The sequence below is a fragment of the Alcaligenes phenolicus genome, from assembly GCF_032063905.1.
Taxonomy (GTDB): domain Bacteria; phylum Pseudomonadota; class Gammaproteobacteria; order Burkholderiales; family Burkholderiaceae_B; genus Alcaligenes; species Alcaligenes phenolicus.
Window position 1 is genome coordinate 397,439 of the sequence record NZ_DAMBOE010000002.1, and the last position, 14,768, is coordinate 412,206.

Genomic DNA, 14,768 nt, shown 5'->3' on the forward strand with positions numbered 1-14,768 from the left:
ATAGCGCATGGACAAATTACGACTGGATAAATGGCTCTGGGCAGCGCGCTTTTACAAGACGCGCAGCCTGGCTTCCGAGGAGATCACCAAAGGGCGGGTTTTGCTGAATCAGCAAAGCACCAAGCCTGCCCGCGAAGTCTCAATCGGTGATGTGATTACCCTGCGCAAGGAAACTCCTGCCATGGAGGTTCACGTCACCGCCTTAAGCGGCGTACGTGGCCCCGCGCCGGTTGCTCGCCAGCTGTATCAAGAGACGGAAGAAAGCAGCACACGACGCGCGCAAGCCGCCGAACAACGCCGTCTCGCACCCGAGCCTGCGCTGGACTTTGATGCCGGGCGTCCGACCAAGAAAGATCGTCGTCAGATGCAGTTGCTACGGGGCAAATAGACCGCCCCCGGCTCGTACTGCGTGACACAGAAAAAGCCCTGCCAAGCTGCCCTGCTTGGCAGGGCTTTCTTATGGATCGCGCTTCGATGAGTCTATCGACAGCGTTTCACGGCGATCTGCACAAAGACTAAAAACCAGCTCTTGCTTGCCTCCTTTTCCTGCCGCTTTAGCGAGCTATGCAGCAAGCCCTTGGACTGCTTTTAAAAACCGCACAAAACGGCTACATCCTCGTCTGCCAAAACATCCCTCAATGCTGAAAACCCTCAGCTAAAAGGCTGAGCAATAACTCTGAAAACCCTTTTTGATATATCAGATTGCTCTTTTATATATCAATAAAATCAAGGGTTTACACCATTGATCACCCTTGCAACAAAACGCTATAAACCTAAAACAATTACATGCAAACGCATTCAAAAAAATGCAAGGAGACAGGAAAATGAAGATCACGGCAGTACGCGCCATTCCCTTGAACGTGCCTTTCAAGTTCGATAGCGCGGGCATCCAAAAACCCACCAACCTGGCCATCTGCCATGTGGAAATCGAGACCGATGAAGGCATCACCGGCTATGGATTGAGCGCCATTACCGAAGAGCACCCTGTTGCCAGTACCATCAACGATATTCTGGCCAGCGACCTGATCGGGCAAGACCCCTTGAACACCGAGCGCCTGTGGGATCGCATGTACTGGAACGTGTGCCCTCGTGGCCAGACGGGCTATGCCATGCACGCTATCTCTGCGTTGGACATTGCCTTGTGGGACATCAAGGGTAAAGCCCTGGGTCTGCCCGTATGGAAACTGCTGGGCGGTGCCCGTGAAAAAGTCCCTGCCTACGCGACCTTCGGCTTTGCTTTCCTGGGCGAAGAAGAGTTGGTTAAAGTTGCGCGCGACTGCGTGGATCAAGGCTTCAAGGGCTTGAAGATGGTGGTAGGCCATCATGGCTTGCAACGTCGCGACGAACCCCGTCCCCTGGCCGACCTGATCCGCCAGGACATGCGCCGCATGAGCCTGGTACGAGAGGCCATCCCCGCCGACATTCCGCTGTACATCGACGGCAATTGCAGCCTGGACTATGTGCACGCCAAAGCCATCGCCCGCCATGCCCGCGATCTGGACGTCGGCTTTTTTGAAGAACCCATCACCCAGAACGACACAGGCCGCTTGCGCGAGCTGCGTCAAAGCACAGGTATCACCATTGCCGCTGGCCAGAACGAAGGCCAGTCCTATCGTTTCCGGGATCTGCTGATGCAACAGGCTGTCGATATTCTGCAGCCCAACGTGCTGATCTCCGGCGGTTTCACTCAGTCCCGCAAGATCTTCGCCCTGGCAGAAAGCTTTAACGCGTCCGTCGCCAATGGCGGGGCCTTCCCCTCTCACAACGGTCACCTGCACTGTGGTTTGTTAAATGGCGGCGATGTGGAATGGCATCTGGCGGCCAGCGCCATGATGGCCGAAATCTACACCGGCCTGCCTCAGCCCGAACAAGGCTGGCTGGGCATGCCCGAAGCCCCCGGCCTGGGGCTGACACCACGACAAGATCAAATCGACAAGCTGCGCAGCAACCCCGGCAGCCTGGGCTCCGGCAAAGGCTGAAACCGACGACTACCGAGGAGGTAAAAAAACATGAAACCCTGGTCCCGTGTTGTACTTGCCCTCAGTTTTATCTTTGCTGCCGCGCCCCAAAGCTGGGCAGCTCCCCCCGCCTGGGCCGAACGCCCGGTGCGACTGATCGTCCCTTCTGCCGCGGGTGGTTCGGGCGACACCCTGGCTCGTCCCCTGGCCGAAGCTCTGGGCAATGAAATAGGTCAAACCGTTGTTGTAGAAAATAAAGGAGGCGTAGGCGGCGTGCTGGGTGCCAGCATGGTGGCCAACTCCAGCCCCGCAGACAATCAGCTCTTGTTCGGTGCCGTGCATCACATGATTGCGCCTGCCGTGTTGAAGAACTTCCCCTACGACACCCGCAAAGACCTGAAAGCCGTCACCCTGATTGCCGCCATGCCCAATGTGCTGGTGGTGAACGCCAATTCGCCCTATCACAGCGTGGACGACCTGCTGGCCGCCGCCAAGCAAGGGGCTGGCGTGAACTATGGCACCAGTGGCGTAGCCACCATGCTGCATCTGATGGCCGGCAAGCTGGAAAAAAAATCCGGCACCACCATGACCGCCGTGCATTACAAAGGCAGCGGCCCGGCTGTCATGGCGCTGATCAGTGGCGATCAAGTGGACTTCATGTTCGAGACCATGCCGTCGGCCGTGGCACAGATACGCAATGGCCGCCTGCGCGCCCTGGCCGTATCCAGCCCGGAACGCGCTCCTGCCTTGCCAGATGTTCCCACTCTGAAAGAACTGGGCATGGATGAGATCAGTGCCCAGACCTGGTACGGGATTTTCATGCAAGGAGATGTACCGGATGCCACCGTACAAGGCGTGGCAGACAGCATTCACCGTGCCTTGAATACCGACAAGATCAAGGAAATCTGGGAAGGGAACGGCGCAACCCTGGTCACCAATAGCCCGGCCGAATTCACGGTCTATGTGGATAAGCAGTTGAACTATTGGGCCGACTCGGTCAGTGATCTGGGGCTGAGCAACTTCTAACTCCAAAAGCTTCAACTCACCTTCAGGGCTGCCACTGGCAGCCCTTTTTCTTGAACCTGTCCTGCCCCTGCTGCTTCGCGTTATGCTGTTGCACCATCTACAGCAAACCATAGCCATGTCCAGCCTGTTCCCCCCCTTTGAAAAGCTTGCCGCCCAACTCCTGCCCCACAGCAGCACCAGTCACAACGACGGCTCCCACGACCAAACGCACTTGCAGCGCGTCTGGAAGAACGTCTGTGCGATTCAGGAAAAAGAAGGTGGGGATCTGCGGATTTTGCTGGCAGCAACGGTGCTGCACGACTGCGTGGCGGTAGAGAAGAATTCGCCATTGCGCTCTCGTGCTTCCACCCTGTCGGCGGAGCAGGCAAGACACATTCTGGCCAGGCAGGGATGGTCAGAGCAGGACTGTGAAGCCGTGGGCCAAGCAATTCAAAGCCACAGCTTTTCAGCGAACATCCCGCCCGTCAGTCTGGAAGCCCGCATTTTGCAGGATGCGGATCGTCTGGATGCCATTGGTGCTTTAGGGATAGCTCGCTGCTTCTATACAGCGGGGCGAATGGGCTCCAGCCTGTATGAACCGGAAGATCCAAAAGCAGAGAGTCGTCCTCTGGATGACAAGCGCTACGCGCTGGATCACTTCCCGGCCAAATTGTTCAAATTGGCCGAGGGTTTTCAGACTGAACGGGGGCAAGAAATCGCTCGTGAGCGACACGCGCGGATGGAGCTGTTTGTAGAGGAAATGCTGGGGGAGCTGTAATCCCTAGCCCCTTTTACAACTCCGTATATTTCTTGTTCGTCCCCCGCACCTTATCAGCAGGGTATTTCCGGGCGTTTTTCACCAGCTTGTTGGTAACAGCCTCATTCATGTCCACACCCAGAACGAAGGCCAGACGGCTCAGGTAGATTTGCACATCGGCCAGTTCATCACGCACGGCTTCAGCGGTTTTCGGATCTGTGCCTGCTTCGCGGGACTGGTCTTCTGTCAGCCATTGGAAGATTTCGATCAGCTCGCCCACTTCGTTGGTCAGCGCCATGGCCAGGTTTTTGGGGCTATGAAACTGGTCCCATTCACGCTCGCGGGCGAACTGGGCGACGGCCTCGTTCAGGCCAGTCAAATTCATCAAGGGGCGTTTTGGGTCTGTCATTACGGACTTCACTTTAAAAATTTCAATCCAGCGACAGACTCACACAAGGACCGGGGGGATGGCAAGTCTGTTTATTATCTCGCAGCCGTTTTCAGGCTCATCATCAGGCGGTCCAGTGCATTGGCAAACTCGCGCCGGTCGGCCTGGCTAAAGGGGGCTGGGCCTCCGATATCTACGCCGGTGCTGCGCAGCTCTTCCATCATGTCGCGCATGGCCAGGCGCTCGCCTATGCTGTTGGCGTCCAGGCGTTCGCCCCTGGGGGTCAGGACCAGGGCTTTACGCTCCAGCACCTGGGCAGCCAAAGGGATATCGGCAGTAATCACCAGATCTCCCACGCTGGCGTGCTGGACGATGTAGTCGTCCGCCACGTCAAAGCCCCGTGCCACCTGCACCGCCCTCAACCAGGGCGATGGCGGGGTGCGCAGCATCTGATTCGCCACCAGGATCACATGGCGACTCCAGCGCTGCCCGGCGCGGTACAGAATCTCTTTGATGACTACGGGACAAGCGTCCGCATCGACCCAAATCTGCATGGGTTACAGGCCCAGAGTTTGAGCTAGCAGCCGATCAATGACCTCATTGGTCGAGACGCCTTGCTCGGTAGCGCGAGCACGCACGGCATCAATAACAGGCTGGGTCAGCTTGACGGGAAAGGACACCAGGCCAGCAGCCTGATCCAGACGACGTTGTTCGCGCCGATCGGCCACGGCGGAGTCACCTGCAAAGCGTTGTGGCGTACCCGCTTTTTTTACATTGCTCAGCAGTTTGACGGCGCTGAGTTTTTCCATATCGGTGCGTTTCATCGGATTTCTTTATAAGAATAGGCTGGTTCGCTCACGGTAAGCGAACAACACGGCGACAAGGCCGTTAGCCGGTATGGCTGGCATACTGCGCAGCTTGCAGGAAAATGTCCAGGCTTTTTATGTATAAGCCCTGATAATCAAAGCTTTAGTTTCTGTAAGCAGCCACCGCCCGGCCCTACCCCCAACCACCAGTCACCAGATCAGCATGCAATAAAAAACCCGCCGAAGCGGGTTTTTTATTGGCCTGATCGTATCAGTCCTGACGTGCAGTCACTTCTACCAGGTGGTAGCCGAACTGAGTCTTGACGGGGCCTTGCACAACGCCAACGGGGGCGCTGAACACAACCTGATCGAACTCGGGCACCATTTGGCCACGGCCAAATGTTCCCAGCTCACCGCCCATGCGGGCCGATGGGCAGCTGGAATTTTCCTTGGCCACCTGAGCAAAGTCAGAACCACCTTCGATAGCGGCTTTCAGTTCGTTCGCTTTCTCTTCGGTGCTGACCAGAATGTGGCGTGCGGAGGCTTGTGCCATGGTGTACTCCTTTTTTAGAAAATCGTTTGAGCTTAACCCAGAACCATGCCGGAAGCGAAGCCCCCGGCGCCGGTTCTACACCTGCTGTTTCAATTTCAGGCCTGGGCAGCTTTCTTGCGCTTGGTCGCGGCAATGCCATGACCCAGGGCAACGATCAGCAAGGCACCCACCACTTCAGCAATCAGCTTGGTGCTGGTGGAGGCTTCACCAAAGAACTCGATGAACTTCACGTCGGTCACGATCATGCCACCGGCAATCCAGCCCAGCAGCGCGGCGCCTAAGGTCACCACGATAGGGAAGCGATCGATCAGCTTCAGAACCAGGGTGCTGCCCCAGATAATGATAGGCACACTTACGACCAGACCAAAGACAACCAGACCGATCTGATGATCCGGATCAGCAGTTTGAGCCGCACCGGCAATGGCGATCACGTTATCCAAGCTCATCACAAAGTCGGCAATGATGATGGTTTTAACGGCTTTCCACAGGGTGGCACTGCCTTCCACATTACCGTGGCCATCATCTTCAGGGATCAGCAGTTTCACACCAATCCAGACCAGCAACAGGGCACCGACCACTTTCAGGTAAGGCACGGCCAGCAAGGTCAGGGCAAAGGCAATCAGGACAACGCGCAGGCCAATGGCACCGGCCGTACCCCACAAAATACCTTTGACACGTTGTTTGGCAGGCAAGTTACGGCAAGCCAATGCGATAACCACGGCGTTATCGCCCCCCAGCAATATATCGATCAGGATGATCTGAAATACTGCCGCCCAACTCATTGTTTGCAAAAACTCCATCATGTGTAAGACCGCCTTTTCATATTGTTTGATTGAAAGCTGACGACCATCTTGCATGACTGTACAACAAGAAAATGACGACTCGTGTACAAAACAAAAATGGCCTGATCCATTAAGGACGCAGGCCATATCGCTTTTAGAGGATACACCTTGCCCTTTAATGGCAAGGTCTTGCTTGCAACCCTAAGGTTGCCCGGGCACCGGGAACATGTGCAAAAAACACAGATTGCCGTGATGACGATGCGCCGGAAAGTAAGCTACTCCCCCTGATAGTTCGCAAGTATAACGATCTTGTATGAAACAACAAAGCTTTTCGCCGGACATGACGATTTTTCGGTGCAAGTTCCGGATCGACGTTGCAAGCTGGCCTCACGCCCCGATAGGGCCTGAATAAAGCGCCATTGAGTTAATGAGAACTATTTGCAATAATTTGCTTTTTGTCATTCAAGCTCCCTGCCCCCATGTCCAATTCGGACCTCTCCCGCAAAAGCTGGCTGGCCTATTATGGCGAGTTCATGCAGTCCTGCCTGCGCCGCTTTGGCGGCGCTGCGGACGCGGAAGACGTCGCCCATGATGCGGTAGAGGCCCTGCTTCGAAAAGATCAGAAAACACTGACAGCGGCCCATGCCCGCAACTTTCTGTACAAGTCCGCGCGCCATCGGGCCATTGATCTGTGGCGTCGCAACAGCCGCTTCCAGCACCTGGCCTGGGACGATCTGCGTGAAGACGCCCACCCCATCACCGACGGTGCCGATGCCCATGCCAGTGCGGAGCAAGTGCGCCACGCCCTGGTTGCGGCCCTGGAAGCGTTGCCTTTGAATCACCGACGGGCTTTTGTCTTGAATCGCATCGAAGGCTGGACCCAGCCTGAAATTGCCCGTCATCTGAAACTGTCCATTGCCAGCGTGGAGCGTTATATTGCGCTGGCCAGCCAGTTTATCCGCGAGCGCCTGCGCGATGAGTTCTGAAGCCCCTTTCTACCCCAGTGATGCCACCTCCCCTGCGGAAGCCGCCGCCCAATGGTCGGCCCGCCTGCATTCGGGCCGCTTCAGCCCGGCTGACGAGCAAGCGCTGGAGGAATGGTTGCAGGCAGACCCGGAAAACGAGCGCGAATTTATGGCGGTGGAGCAGTTAAGCTCCCTGGCCAGCACGCTAGACAAGGATTTGGTCAAGCTGCTGTATGGCGGCAAAGTGCCCCAGCGGCCCGATCTGCGCCGCCGCAAACTGATCCGTAATACCGGCGCCCTGGTCGCTGTCGCGGGCTCTGCCGGTGTGGCAGGCCTACTACTCAGCCCCCAGGCTGTTTACGCCGCTAGCCTGCAAACACGTGTGGGCGAGCGCCGCTGGGTTCCTCTGCCGGACGGCTCCAGCCTGGAGCTGAATACCGCCACCCAAGCCGAGCTGCGGTTTTATGAAGACAGCCGTCATCTGGATCTGATTCAGGGCGAAGTGATGTGCGCGGTAGCATCCAGCCCACAACGCCCTTTCATCGTCAGAGCAGGCAATACGGTGGTGCGCGTTACCGGCACCAGCTTTACGGTTCGCCGTGATGCCGAGCAAGTCAAAGTGCTGGTCGAAAGCGGCAGTGTGGAGGTGTCCAGCGGGCACTGGTGGAACCGCCAGACCCGGTATCTGGCCGCCGGTTCTGGCGCCACAGTGTCCGTTCAAGATGGGCTCAGTATTCAGCCCGAGGTCGATGTGGCCGCTGCCACCGCCTGGCGGCAAGGACGCCTGATTGTGCGGGACCTGTCCTTGTCCGAAGTCGTTGCTGAAATCAACCGCTATCGCGAGCATCCCATCCGCATCGCTGACGCCAGAATCGGCCAGCAGCGTGTCACAGCGTCTTTCCTGCTGGACGAACAAAGTGCCGTGCTTCAAGCCCTGCAACAGATCCTGCCACTGCAGGCCAAGACACAAGACGATGGCAGTGTACTGCTGAGCAGCGGCCCGTAATTACAATTAGTTTCAAATAAATCGATTCAGGCTGAGGGGTTTAGTAAGACTGACTCGTATTTAGATTCAGCGTTCCTCAACATCGCGTTTGATGAATATCTCTGAATCCGGGCGTCGCCCTGCCCGCCCCTACCCTGAATCTGCACCGTGAACCGAACCGCTTTCCTACCCCGCCTGCGCCCCGTCCTGCTAGCTTTAATGGTGGCCAGTGCCAGCACCCCTGCCCTAGCCCAAGACAATCCTGTCCCTATCCACATTCCCGCCCAGCCCTTGTCCGAAGCGCTGCTAAAGCTGGCCGAGCAAACCCAGCTGCAGGTGTTTTTCTCGCCTTCGCTAGTGCAAGGTCTGAGCACGACACCGATTCAGGGCCGCATGCGCCCGGAAGACGCGCTACGCAGTCTGCTGCAAGGCTCTGGCCTGGAATACCGGCGCGAGAACAACACCATTACTCTCTCACGCCCCAATACGGACGCCACCATGCTGGACCCGGTGCGCGTCGTGGGCCGTCGCCTGCCCGTGACGGAAGGCAGCCAGACCTATGCCAGCCACGGCGCGACCACCACGGCCACCAGGCTGAACATGACGCTACGCGAAACACCACAAACTGTCAGTTTCATGACGCGCCAGCGTATTGAGGACCAGTCACTGGACAATATCGGCAGCGTGCTGCAGCAAGCGCCCGGTATTTCCATCCAGCACATAGGCAGCGACCGCTACACCATCTACTCGCGTGGCTATGCTATCGACAACTATCAGCTGGACGGCCTGTCCACCTTGTCCGATATCGTCAGCCAGAACATTCCCCAGGGGCTGGCGGATATGGCGATTTATGACCGGGTGGAAGTGCTGCGTGGTGCCTCTGGTCTATTGACCGGCGCAGGCGACCCATCTGGCGTCGTCAATATGGTCCGTAAACGTCCAACAGCCGATTTTCAGGGCCATGCCGAAGTGAGCTACGGGTCATGGGATCAGATGCGGGCTCAAGTGGACCTGGGCGGCCCGATTAACGAGAACGGCAGCCTGCGTGGCCGTCTGGTTGGAGCCCATCAGGAAGGCAACAGCTATATGGACTACTTCACAACAAAAAAAGATGTGGTCTACGGCATACTTGAGGCCGACATTACGGACACCACGCTTGTCACCTTGGGGATGGATTATCAAAAAAATGATCCGCGCGGCTCCTCTGGCTCCGGCTTTCCTTTGTTCTACGACACCGGCGAACAGACCGACTTTGATATTTCCACCAATGCAGGGGCTCGTTGGAACACCAATACACTGGAGTCTCACAACACCTTTGTGAAACTGGACCAGCAACTGGGGGCAGACTGGTCACTGGCCATGTCCCTGAATTACCTGAAAGCCCGTCGAAGCGGGAAAAGCGCGGATGCTTCCTGGGGCTATCCCAACCGTGAAACGGGCGACGGCGTGCAGCTTTACGGAGGTGTTTCAGATGCCACACAGTATCAAACCAGTTTTGATATTCACGCAAAAGGGCCTTTTCAACTATTTGGACAGGACCACGAACTGATCGTCGGCTTTAATTCGTCGCGCTACAAAAATCGCCATGACACCATGGACGACGATATCGAAGGCACCTCCATCAATCTCCACAACTGGAACAACAACCCGGCTTTACCCAATACGACTGGAGAAAAGCTGTTTGACTATGACCTGACTGTCAAACAGTACGGTGGGTATTCGGCGCTACGCCTGAAACCCAGCGACAAGCTGGCTGTCATTTTGGGGGGGCGCCTCAGCAATTACCGCTACAGTCTTTCCCAAAGCTATCCTGACCCTAGTATGCAGCGCTTTAACAGCCTGAAAACCATGCACGAAGACAATGTCTTCACCCCGTATGCCGGCATTGTGTACGACCTGAATGAAGAGCATTCGATCTACGCCAGCTACACCAGCATCTTCAAGCCACAAAGCTATCGCGACCGTAGCGGCAACTTTCTGGACCCGCGCAAAGGTAATAACTATGAGATCGGTCTGAAAAGCGAAATGCTGGACGGCCGCGTGAACAGCAGCATTGCGCTGTACGAAATCCGCCAGGACAATCTGGCCGTGGCCGACAGTGGCTTTATCGTGCCGGGTACCGAGCGCGAAGCGGCCTACACGGCGGTCAAAGGCGCCAAGACCCAGGGCCTGGATATGGAAGTGACGGGCGAGCTGCTCGATGGCTGGAACATGGCCTTTAGCTACACCTACAGCCAGACCAAAGACGCCCAGGGCGAGCGCATCAAAACCCTGGTGCCACGCCATATGGCCAAGCTGTGGACCACGTATCGCCTGCCCGGCAGCTGGAATCGCCTGACGATTGGGGGTGGTGTGAACTGGCAAAGCCAGATCCATTTCACCGCCACACCGTGGGATTTGGGCAAGACTGTCACCGGAGAACAAAGCAGCTACGCCGTCGTCAACCTGATGGGCCGCTACGACTTCAGCAAGCAATTGACGGCCACCTTGAACGTCAACAATCTATTCAACCGCAAGTACCTGAGTGCGCTGGATCAGACCTTCTACACCGGCTATTACGGCGCACCGCGTAATGCCATGCTGAACCTGCGTTATTCCTTCTAATCACGTGAAAGCGGCTACCAGGCAAACAGCCCCCGTAACCTGGAAAATAATCCAGGCCGCGGGGGCCACTGCGGGTTTGCTGATCGCTACCGCCTTGTGCCAGCGTTGCTGAACCCGGAAGGCTTACACGCACTTCAGGGCACTCAAGTCCCCCGTATACGGAAAGCGCAATTCCTCGTAGCCAAAGGGCTGAAAATGCACCGTCAAACCATCTGCGTTGGGCAAGATAAGCGCGTAACTGGCAGGCTCGAAAGTCGATGTTGCGGCCCCCTCGCGCTCCAGATCCAGTTCGTGCTGATGGTTGGTGCCATTGACCGTCACAAAATGCAGGCCGTTCCACACGCCACTGGCGCAGCGATGCACGTGGCCGGAGAACAAATGCACGGGCGCGGGATGAGCCTTGAGCAAAGGCAATAAATCCGGGGCATTGCTCAAACGCAGCCAATCCATGGACGGGTATTGCAGGGCCGGCAAAGGATGATGCGAAAACAGCATCACCGGGCCACTATGCGCGGCCAGCTCCTGCTGCAACCATTGCAGACGCCGCGTACACAAATAGCCGTTGGTATAGCCGTCCTCCAAGGTATCCAGGTAGATCAGGCGCCAGTCGCCCAGGGTCTCGGCATGCTGTACAAAGCCGGGTAAATCGGTCGAGATCTGCGGAAATACACTGTGAAAAGCGCTGCGGCTGTCGTGGTTGCCCATCATCAAACGTACAGGCGGAATCAAATCCTGCAAGCCTTCACGCAGGCGCTCGTATGCGCGTGGATGACCGGCATGGGTCAGGTCGCCCGTCAGCACGCACAAGTCTGCATCGGCATGATGACGATTGACGTGCTGTACACAGCTACGCAAGCGATCCAGAGGGTCCGAGCCAAACAACAGGCCATCGGGCGGGGTAATGTGCAGGTCCGAAAACTGGATGATCTTCATCAGAATTCCTTAACGAATGCCGGCGCGTAAAAAGGCCTGCATGAACTGCTTTTGAAACAGCAAAAAGCCCAACAAAAGCGGCAAGATAGTCATTAATGTAGCGGCACTGATCAGGGAGATACTGACCCCGCTTTCCGGTGCGCCAAACAGGGATAAACCTACGGTCAAAGGACGGGTATGGTCAGAGCTGCTGATCACCAAGGGCCATAGAAAATTGTTCCAGTGCGTAGACACCGACACCAAGGCATAAGCCAGATACACAGGCTTGACCAACGGCACGTACACACGCCAGAGCACACCCAGGCGGCTGCATCCTTCCAGTCGCGCCGCATCCTCCAGTTCACGCGGCACTTGCTTGAAAGCCTGGCGTAACAAGAACACGCCAAAGGCACTGGCCATATAGGGCACACCCATGCCCCAGACCGTGTCCGTCCAGCCCAGCAAGGCCACCATGCGGTAGTTCTCCACAATCAGCACTTCAGGCAGGATGAACAACTGCAAAAGCAACAGCATGAACAGAAACTGGCTGCCAAAGAAACGAAAGCGGGCAAAGGCATAAGCGGCCAGGGTGCACAGCACAAACTGCCCGACCAGAATGGTCAGCACCAGCACGGTGGTGTTGAAGATGTAGCGCAACCAGGGCGCACGGTCCCAGGCGGCTGCAAAATTGCTAACGGTCCAGCCTGCGCTCCAGTCAAAACTCAAGGCGGCAGACGGGTCGCGAAATGCAGCCCAGCAGGCGTATAGCAAAGGGGCAATCCACAGCAGGGCCAGCGCATGTGCCCCCACCGTATCCAGGGATGGCAAACGCAAGCTGCGGCCCGGAGCAGTCAAAACAGTGTCCATGTTCATCACTGGTAGTGCACGCGTCGTTCAGCGTAGCGGAATTGAAAGATAGCGACCGCACCCAGCCCCAGCAAAAGCACTACCGTCAACACAGCGGCACTAGGCGTATCCATATAGGCAAAGGCGGTTTCCCAGATCCAGTACAGCATCAGCTTGGAGGCATTATTGGGACCACCCTTGGTCAAGATAAACAGGTGATCAACCAGCTTGACCGAGTTGATCAGCGCATTGATCAAGATGAACAGGGTCGTGGGTGCCAGCAAGGGCAAGAGCACACGGCGGCCATACTGCCAACGGGTCGCGCCTTCCAGGCGGGCAGCATCGCGCAGCTCGGGCGGGATGGTTTGCAAGGCCGCCAGATAAAAGATCATGAAAAAACCGGCCTCTTTCCAGATCGTCACCACCATGACCGCGCCCAAGGCGGTTTGCGGCTGGCCCAGCCAGTTGGTGGCCCCAGCGCCAAACAGCTTGGCAATCTGATCCAGCAAGCCCAGATCCGGTGTGTAGAAAAACAGCCATAGATTGGCGGCGGCAATCATGGGCAGCATGGTGGGGGTGAAGTAGGCACAACGCACCCAGGCCCGCATGCTCATGGCCCGGTTGGCCCACAAGGCCATCAACAAGGCCAGGGCCATGGACACCGGAATCACAATGGCGGCATACCAAAGATTGTTCTTCATAACCAGCCAGAACGTCGGGTCAGCCAGCATGGCATCGTAGTTGTCCATGCCCACAAACTGGGCCGGACGACGCGCCGTGCCTTTACTCAACAAGCTGGACCAAAACGTGTGCAGCGCCGGGATAAAGGCAAACACGCTTAGCAGCACAAACAGCGGCGTTAACAAGAGGTACGCAAATACCCACTCTTTACGCAGCACACGCAATGGTTCAGCCATTCCTGCACCTGCTTAGTTGAAAGGACGCAGCAGACGATCTGCGGCAGCCTGGGCTTCATCCAAAGCGGCCTTGGGCGTCTTGGCATTGGTCAGCACAGCTTGCACAGCGTTGGACAGCAGCTCGCGTACACGTGCTGTCTCGTAAGTGGCAAATTCGGGCGAGGCCACGGCCAGCTGATCGCGGGCGACCACAGCTTGCGGGAACGTTTTGGCGTACTCGACCAGAGCAGGCGTTTCGTAGGCAGCAGGGCTGACACCGACATACCCCGTAGCCATGGACCACTTAGCCGCACGTTCGGGAGCCGTCATCCAGCGCACGAAATCCAGAGCGGCTTTTTTCTGCTCGTCGTTAGCGCCCTTGAACAGGTAAAAGTTGCCACCGCCGGTAGGCGAAGCCGCTTTTTCCTTGGCAGGCAGCATGGCAACACCAAAGTCGAACTTGGCTTCATTCTTGACGGCTGTCAGGTTACCCGTGGTGTGCCACATCATGGCGGTCTTGCCCTGCACAAAAGCCTGGCGCAGCGTGCCCCATTCAATGGTGCCGGTGGGGCTGACCTTGTGCTTGTAGGCCAGGTCGTGGAAGAACTGCAGCGCTTCAACCGACTTGGGATCGTTGAAATAAACCTGAGTCCCTTCTTCATTCATCAGCTGACGGCCGTTTTGCAAGGCCATGGCCTGGAGCATCCAGTAGGGGTAGCCCGTCGAGGGGATCATCAGGCCGTGGTGCTGATCGTTGGTCAGCTTCTGGGCGGTTTGCACCAGTTCGTCCCAGGTTTTGGGCGCTTGATCCGGATTCAGGCCCGCTTCACGGAACATGTCCTTGTTATAGAACATGACGATGGTGGAGCGCTGGAACGGAATGCCCCAGACCTTGCCTTCCAAGGTGCCGTTAGCCATCAAGGCGGGGTAAAAGCTTTTCAACCAATCCTGGCTGGGGGCGTCCTGAGCCACATCGCTAAAGGCTTCAACCAGACCTTGTTCCACCAGATCATGGGTGTCCAATGCGCCCAGCACAGACAACTGCACCGGCTCGCCCGCACGCAGGGCCGACAAGGCACGCACACGGGTTTCGTCGTAGTTGCCGGAGTACACGGCTTTCACTTTGACTTCCGGGTTTTGGGCCTGGTAGTCCTTGATCATTCCATCGACCACATCGGTCAGCGGCCCCCCTACGGCAATGGGGTAATACATGGTCAATTCCACCGCGCTATGGGCGTTGGCGCCCAGGCCCATCAACAGGGCGCTGGAAGTGGCAAGCAGACAATTCTTCAACATGGGTAGACTCGCAGT

15 protein-coding genes and 1 pseudogene are annotated in these 14,768 nt (G+C 56.9%); 7 read left to right on the forward strand and 9 right to left on the reverse strand.

From position 1 onward, the window contains the following. Positions 1-7 precede the first annotated feature (7 nt). The 4 genes from U2949_RS05245 to U2949_RS05260 all read left to right on the forward strand — a co-directional run bounded on the left by U2949_RS05245 (position 8) and on the right by U2949_RS05260 (position 3,741). Positions 8-388, forward strand: coding sequence for an RNA-binding S4 domain-containing protein (locus U2949_RS05245; protein ID WP_026484973.1), 381 nt, complete (start codon positions 8-10; stop codon positions 386-388). A 436-nt stretch (positions 389-824) separates the two neighbouring features. Next, a complete protein-coding gene (locus tag U2949_RS05250) occupies positions 825-1,979 on the forward strand; it encodes a mandelate racemase/muconate lactonizing enzyme family protein (RefSeq protein WP_321286508.1) in 1,155 nt (384 codons plus the stop codon). A gap of 30 nt (positions 1,980-2,009) precedes the next feature. After that, positions 2,010-2,984, forward strand: coding sequence for a Bug family tripartite tricarboxylate transporter substrate binding protein (locus tag U2949_RS05255; RefSeq protein ID WP_026484971.1), 975 nt, complete (start codon positions 2,010-2,012; stop codon positions 2,982-2,984). A gap of 115 nt (positions 2,985-3,099) precedes the next feature. Further along, positions 3,100-3,741: an HD domain-containing protein gene (locus U2949_RS05260; protein ID WP_321286510.1), complete on the forward strand. Its 642-nt coding sequence runs from the start codon at positions 3,100-3,102 to the stop codon at positions 3,739-3,741. A 13-nt stretch (positions 3,742-3,754) separates the two neighbouring features. Here U2949_RS05260 and U2949_RS05265 read toward each other — a convergent pair whose 3' ends face one another. The 5 genes and pseudogenes from U2949_RS05265 to U2949_RS05285 form a co-directional block, all read right to left on the reverse strand. Further along, complete coding sequence (locus tag U2949_RS05265) at positions 3,755-4,129, reverse strand: nucleotide pyrophosphohydrolase (RefSeq protein WP_321286512.1); 375 nt, start codon at positions 4,127-4,129, stop codon at positions 3,755-3,757. 74 nt (positions 4,130-4,203) lie between these two features. Continuing rightward, complete coding sequence (locus tag U2949_RS05270; RefSeq protein ID WP_026484968.1) at positions 4,204-4,662, reverse strand: YaiI/YqxD family protein; 459 nt, start codon at positions 4,660-4,662, stop codon at positions 4,204-4,206. 3 nt (positions 4,663-4,665) lie between these two features. Next, positions 4,666-4,932, reverse strand: a complete 267-nt coding sequence (locus U2949_RS05275) for a hypothetical protein (protein ID WP_009463198.1) — start codon at positions 4,930-4,932, stop codon at positions 4,666-4,668. Between the two features lie 253 nt (positions 4,933-5,185). Next, a pseudogene (locus U2949_RS05280) lies at positions 5,186-5,470 on the reverse strand (peptidylprolyl isomerase); the annotation flags it as partial. A 92-nt stretch (positions 5,471-5,562) separates the two neighbouring features. Continuing rightward, positions 5,563-6,270 (reverse strand): TerC family protein, encoded by a 708-nt coding sequence (locus U2949_RS05285; protein WP_257723923.1) that lies wholly within the window; start codon positions 6,268-6,270, stop codon positions 5,563-5,565. 458 nt (positions 6,271-6,728) lie between these two features. Between U2949_RS05285 and U2949_RS05290 the strand changes: the two genes are divergently transcribed. The 3 genes from U2949_RS05290 (at position 6,729) to U2949_RS05300 (ending at position 10,803) form a co-directional block, all read left to right on the forward strand. Next, positions 6,729-7,235, forward strand: coding sequence for an RNA polymerase sigma factor (locus tag U2949_RS05290; RefSeq protein ID WP_257723922.1), 507 nt, complete (start codon positions 6,729-6,731; stop codon positions 7,233-7,235). After that, a complete protein-coding gene (locus U2949_RS05295) occupies positions 7,225-8,220 on the forward strand; it encodes a FecR family protein (RefSeq protein WP_321286516.1) in 996 nt (331 codons plus the stop codon). The genes U2949_RS05290 and U2949_RS05295 overlap by 11 nt, the downstream gene beginning before the upstream one ends. A 147-nt stretch (positions 8,221-8,367) precedes the next feature. Beyond that, positions 8,368-10,803 (forward strand): TonB-dependent siderophore receptor, encoded by a 2,436-nt coding sequence (locus tag U2949_RS05300; protein WP_321286518.1) that lies wholly within the window; start codon positions 8,368-8,370, stop codon positions 10,801-10,803. 123 nt (positions 10,804-10,926) lie between these two features. On the opposite strand, the gene U2949_RS05305 is transcribed toward U2949_RS05300, so the two are convergent. From U2949_RS05305 to U2949_RS05320, 4 genes are read right to left on the reverse strand one after another with little or no spacing between them, the layout of a single operon-like run. Beyond that, positions 10,927-11,736: a phosphodiesterase gene (locus U2949_RS05305; protein WP_035275502.1), complete on the reverse strand. Its 810-nt coding sequence runs from the start codon at positions 11,734-11,736 to the stop codon at positions 10,927-10,929. A 9-nt stretch (positions 11,737-11,745) separates the two neighbouring features. Then, complete coding sequence (locus tag U2949_RS05310; protein WP_251196507.1) at positions 11,746-12,588, reverse strand: carbohydrate ABC transporter permease; 843 nt, start codon at positions 12,586-12,588, stop codon at positions 11,746-11,748. Beyond that, entirely contained in the window at positions 12,588-13,478 is an 891-nt protein-coding gene (locus U2949_RS05315) for a carbohydrate ABC transporter permease (protein WP_321286520.1), read from the reverse strand. Before U2949_RS05315 ends, U2949_RS05310 begins: the two co-directional genes overlap by 1 nt. A 12-nt stretch (positions 13,479-13,490) precedes the next feature. Next, complete coding sequence (locus U2949_RS05320) at positions 13,491-14,753, reverse strand: ABC transporter substrate-binding protein (protein ID WP_321286522.1); 1,263 nt, start codon at positions 14,751-14,753, stop codon at positions 13,491-13,493. Positions 14,754-14,768 lie beyond the last annotated feature (15 nt).

Excerpts from the sequence above, each read along its gene's own strand:
- U2949_RS05245 (WP_026484973.1), top strand. The coding sequence starts at position 8 with ATGGACAAATTACGACTGGATAAATGGCTCTGGGCAGCGCGCTTTTAC.
- U2949_RS05270 (WP_026484968.1), bottom strand. The coding sequence starts at position 4,662 with ATGCAGATTTGGGTCGATGCGGACGCTTGTCCCGTAGTCATCAAAGAG.
- U2949_RS05320 (WP_321286522.1), bottom strand. The coding sequence starts at position 14,753 with ATGTTGAAGAATTGTCTGCTTGCCACTTCCAGCGCCCTGTTGATGGGC.
- U2949_RS05260 (WP_321286510.1), top strand. The coding sequence starts at position 3,100 with ATGTCCAGCCTGTTCCCCCCCTTTGAAAAGCTTGCCGCCCAACTCCTG.
- U2949_RS05250 (WP_321286508.1), top strand. The coding sequence starts at position 825 with ATGAAGATCACGGCAGTACGCGCCATTCCCTTGAACGTGCCTTTCAAG.
- U2949_RS05310 (WP_251196507.1), bottom strand. The coding sequence starts at position 12,588 with ATGAACATGGACACTGTTTTGACTGCTCCGGGCCGCAGCTTGCGTTTG.
- U2949_RS05305 (WP_035275502.1), bottom strand. The coding sequence starts at position 11,736 with ATGAAGATCATCCAGTTTTCGGACCTGCACATTACCCCGCCCGATGGC.
- U2949_RS05290 (WP_257723922.1), top strand. The coding sequence starts at position 6,729 with ATGTCCAATTCGGACCTCTCCCGCAAAAGCTGGCTGGCCTATTATGGC.
- U2949_RS05255 (WP_026484971.1), top strand. The coding sequence starts at position 2,010 with ATGAAACCCTGGTCCCGTGTTGTACTTGCCCTCAGTTTTATCTTTGCT.
- U2949_RS05265 (WP_321286512.1), bottom strand. The coding sequence starts at position 4,129 with ATGACAGACCCAAAACGCCCCTTGATGAATTTGACTGGCCTGAACGAG.
- U2949_RS05285 (WP_257723923.1), bottom strand. The coding sequence starts at position 6,270 with ATGATGGAGTTTTTGCAAACAATGAGTTGGGCGGCAGTATTTCAGATC.
- U2949_RS05295 (WP_321286516.1), top strand. The coding sequence starts at position 7,225 with ATGAGTTCTGAAGCCCCTTTCTACCCCAGTGATGCCACCTCCCCTGCG.
- U2949_RS05315 (WP_321286520.1), bottom strand. The coding sequence starts at position 13,478 with ATGGCTGAACCATTGCGTGTGCTGCGTAAAGAGTGGGTATTTGCGTAC.
- U2949_RS05275 (WP_009463198.1), bottom strand. The coding sequence starts at position 4,932 with ATGAAACGCACCGATATGGAAAAACTCAGCGCCGTCAAACTGCTGAGC.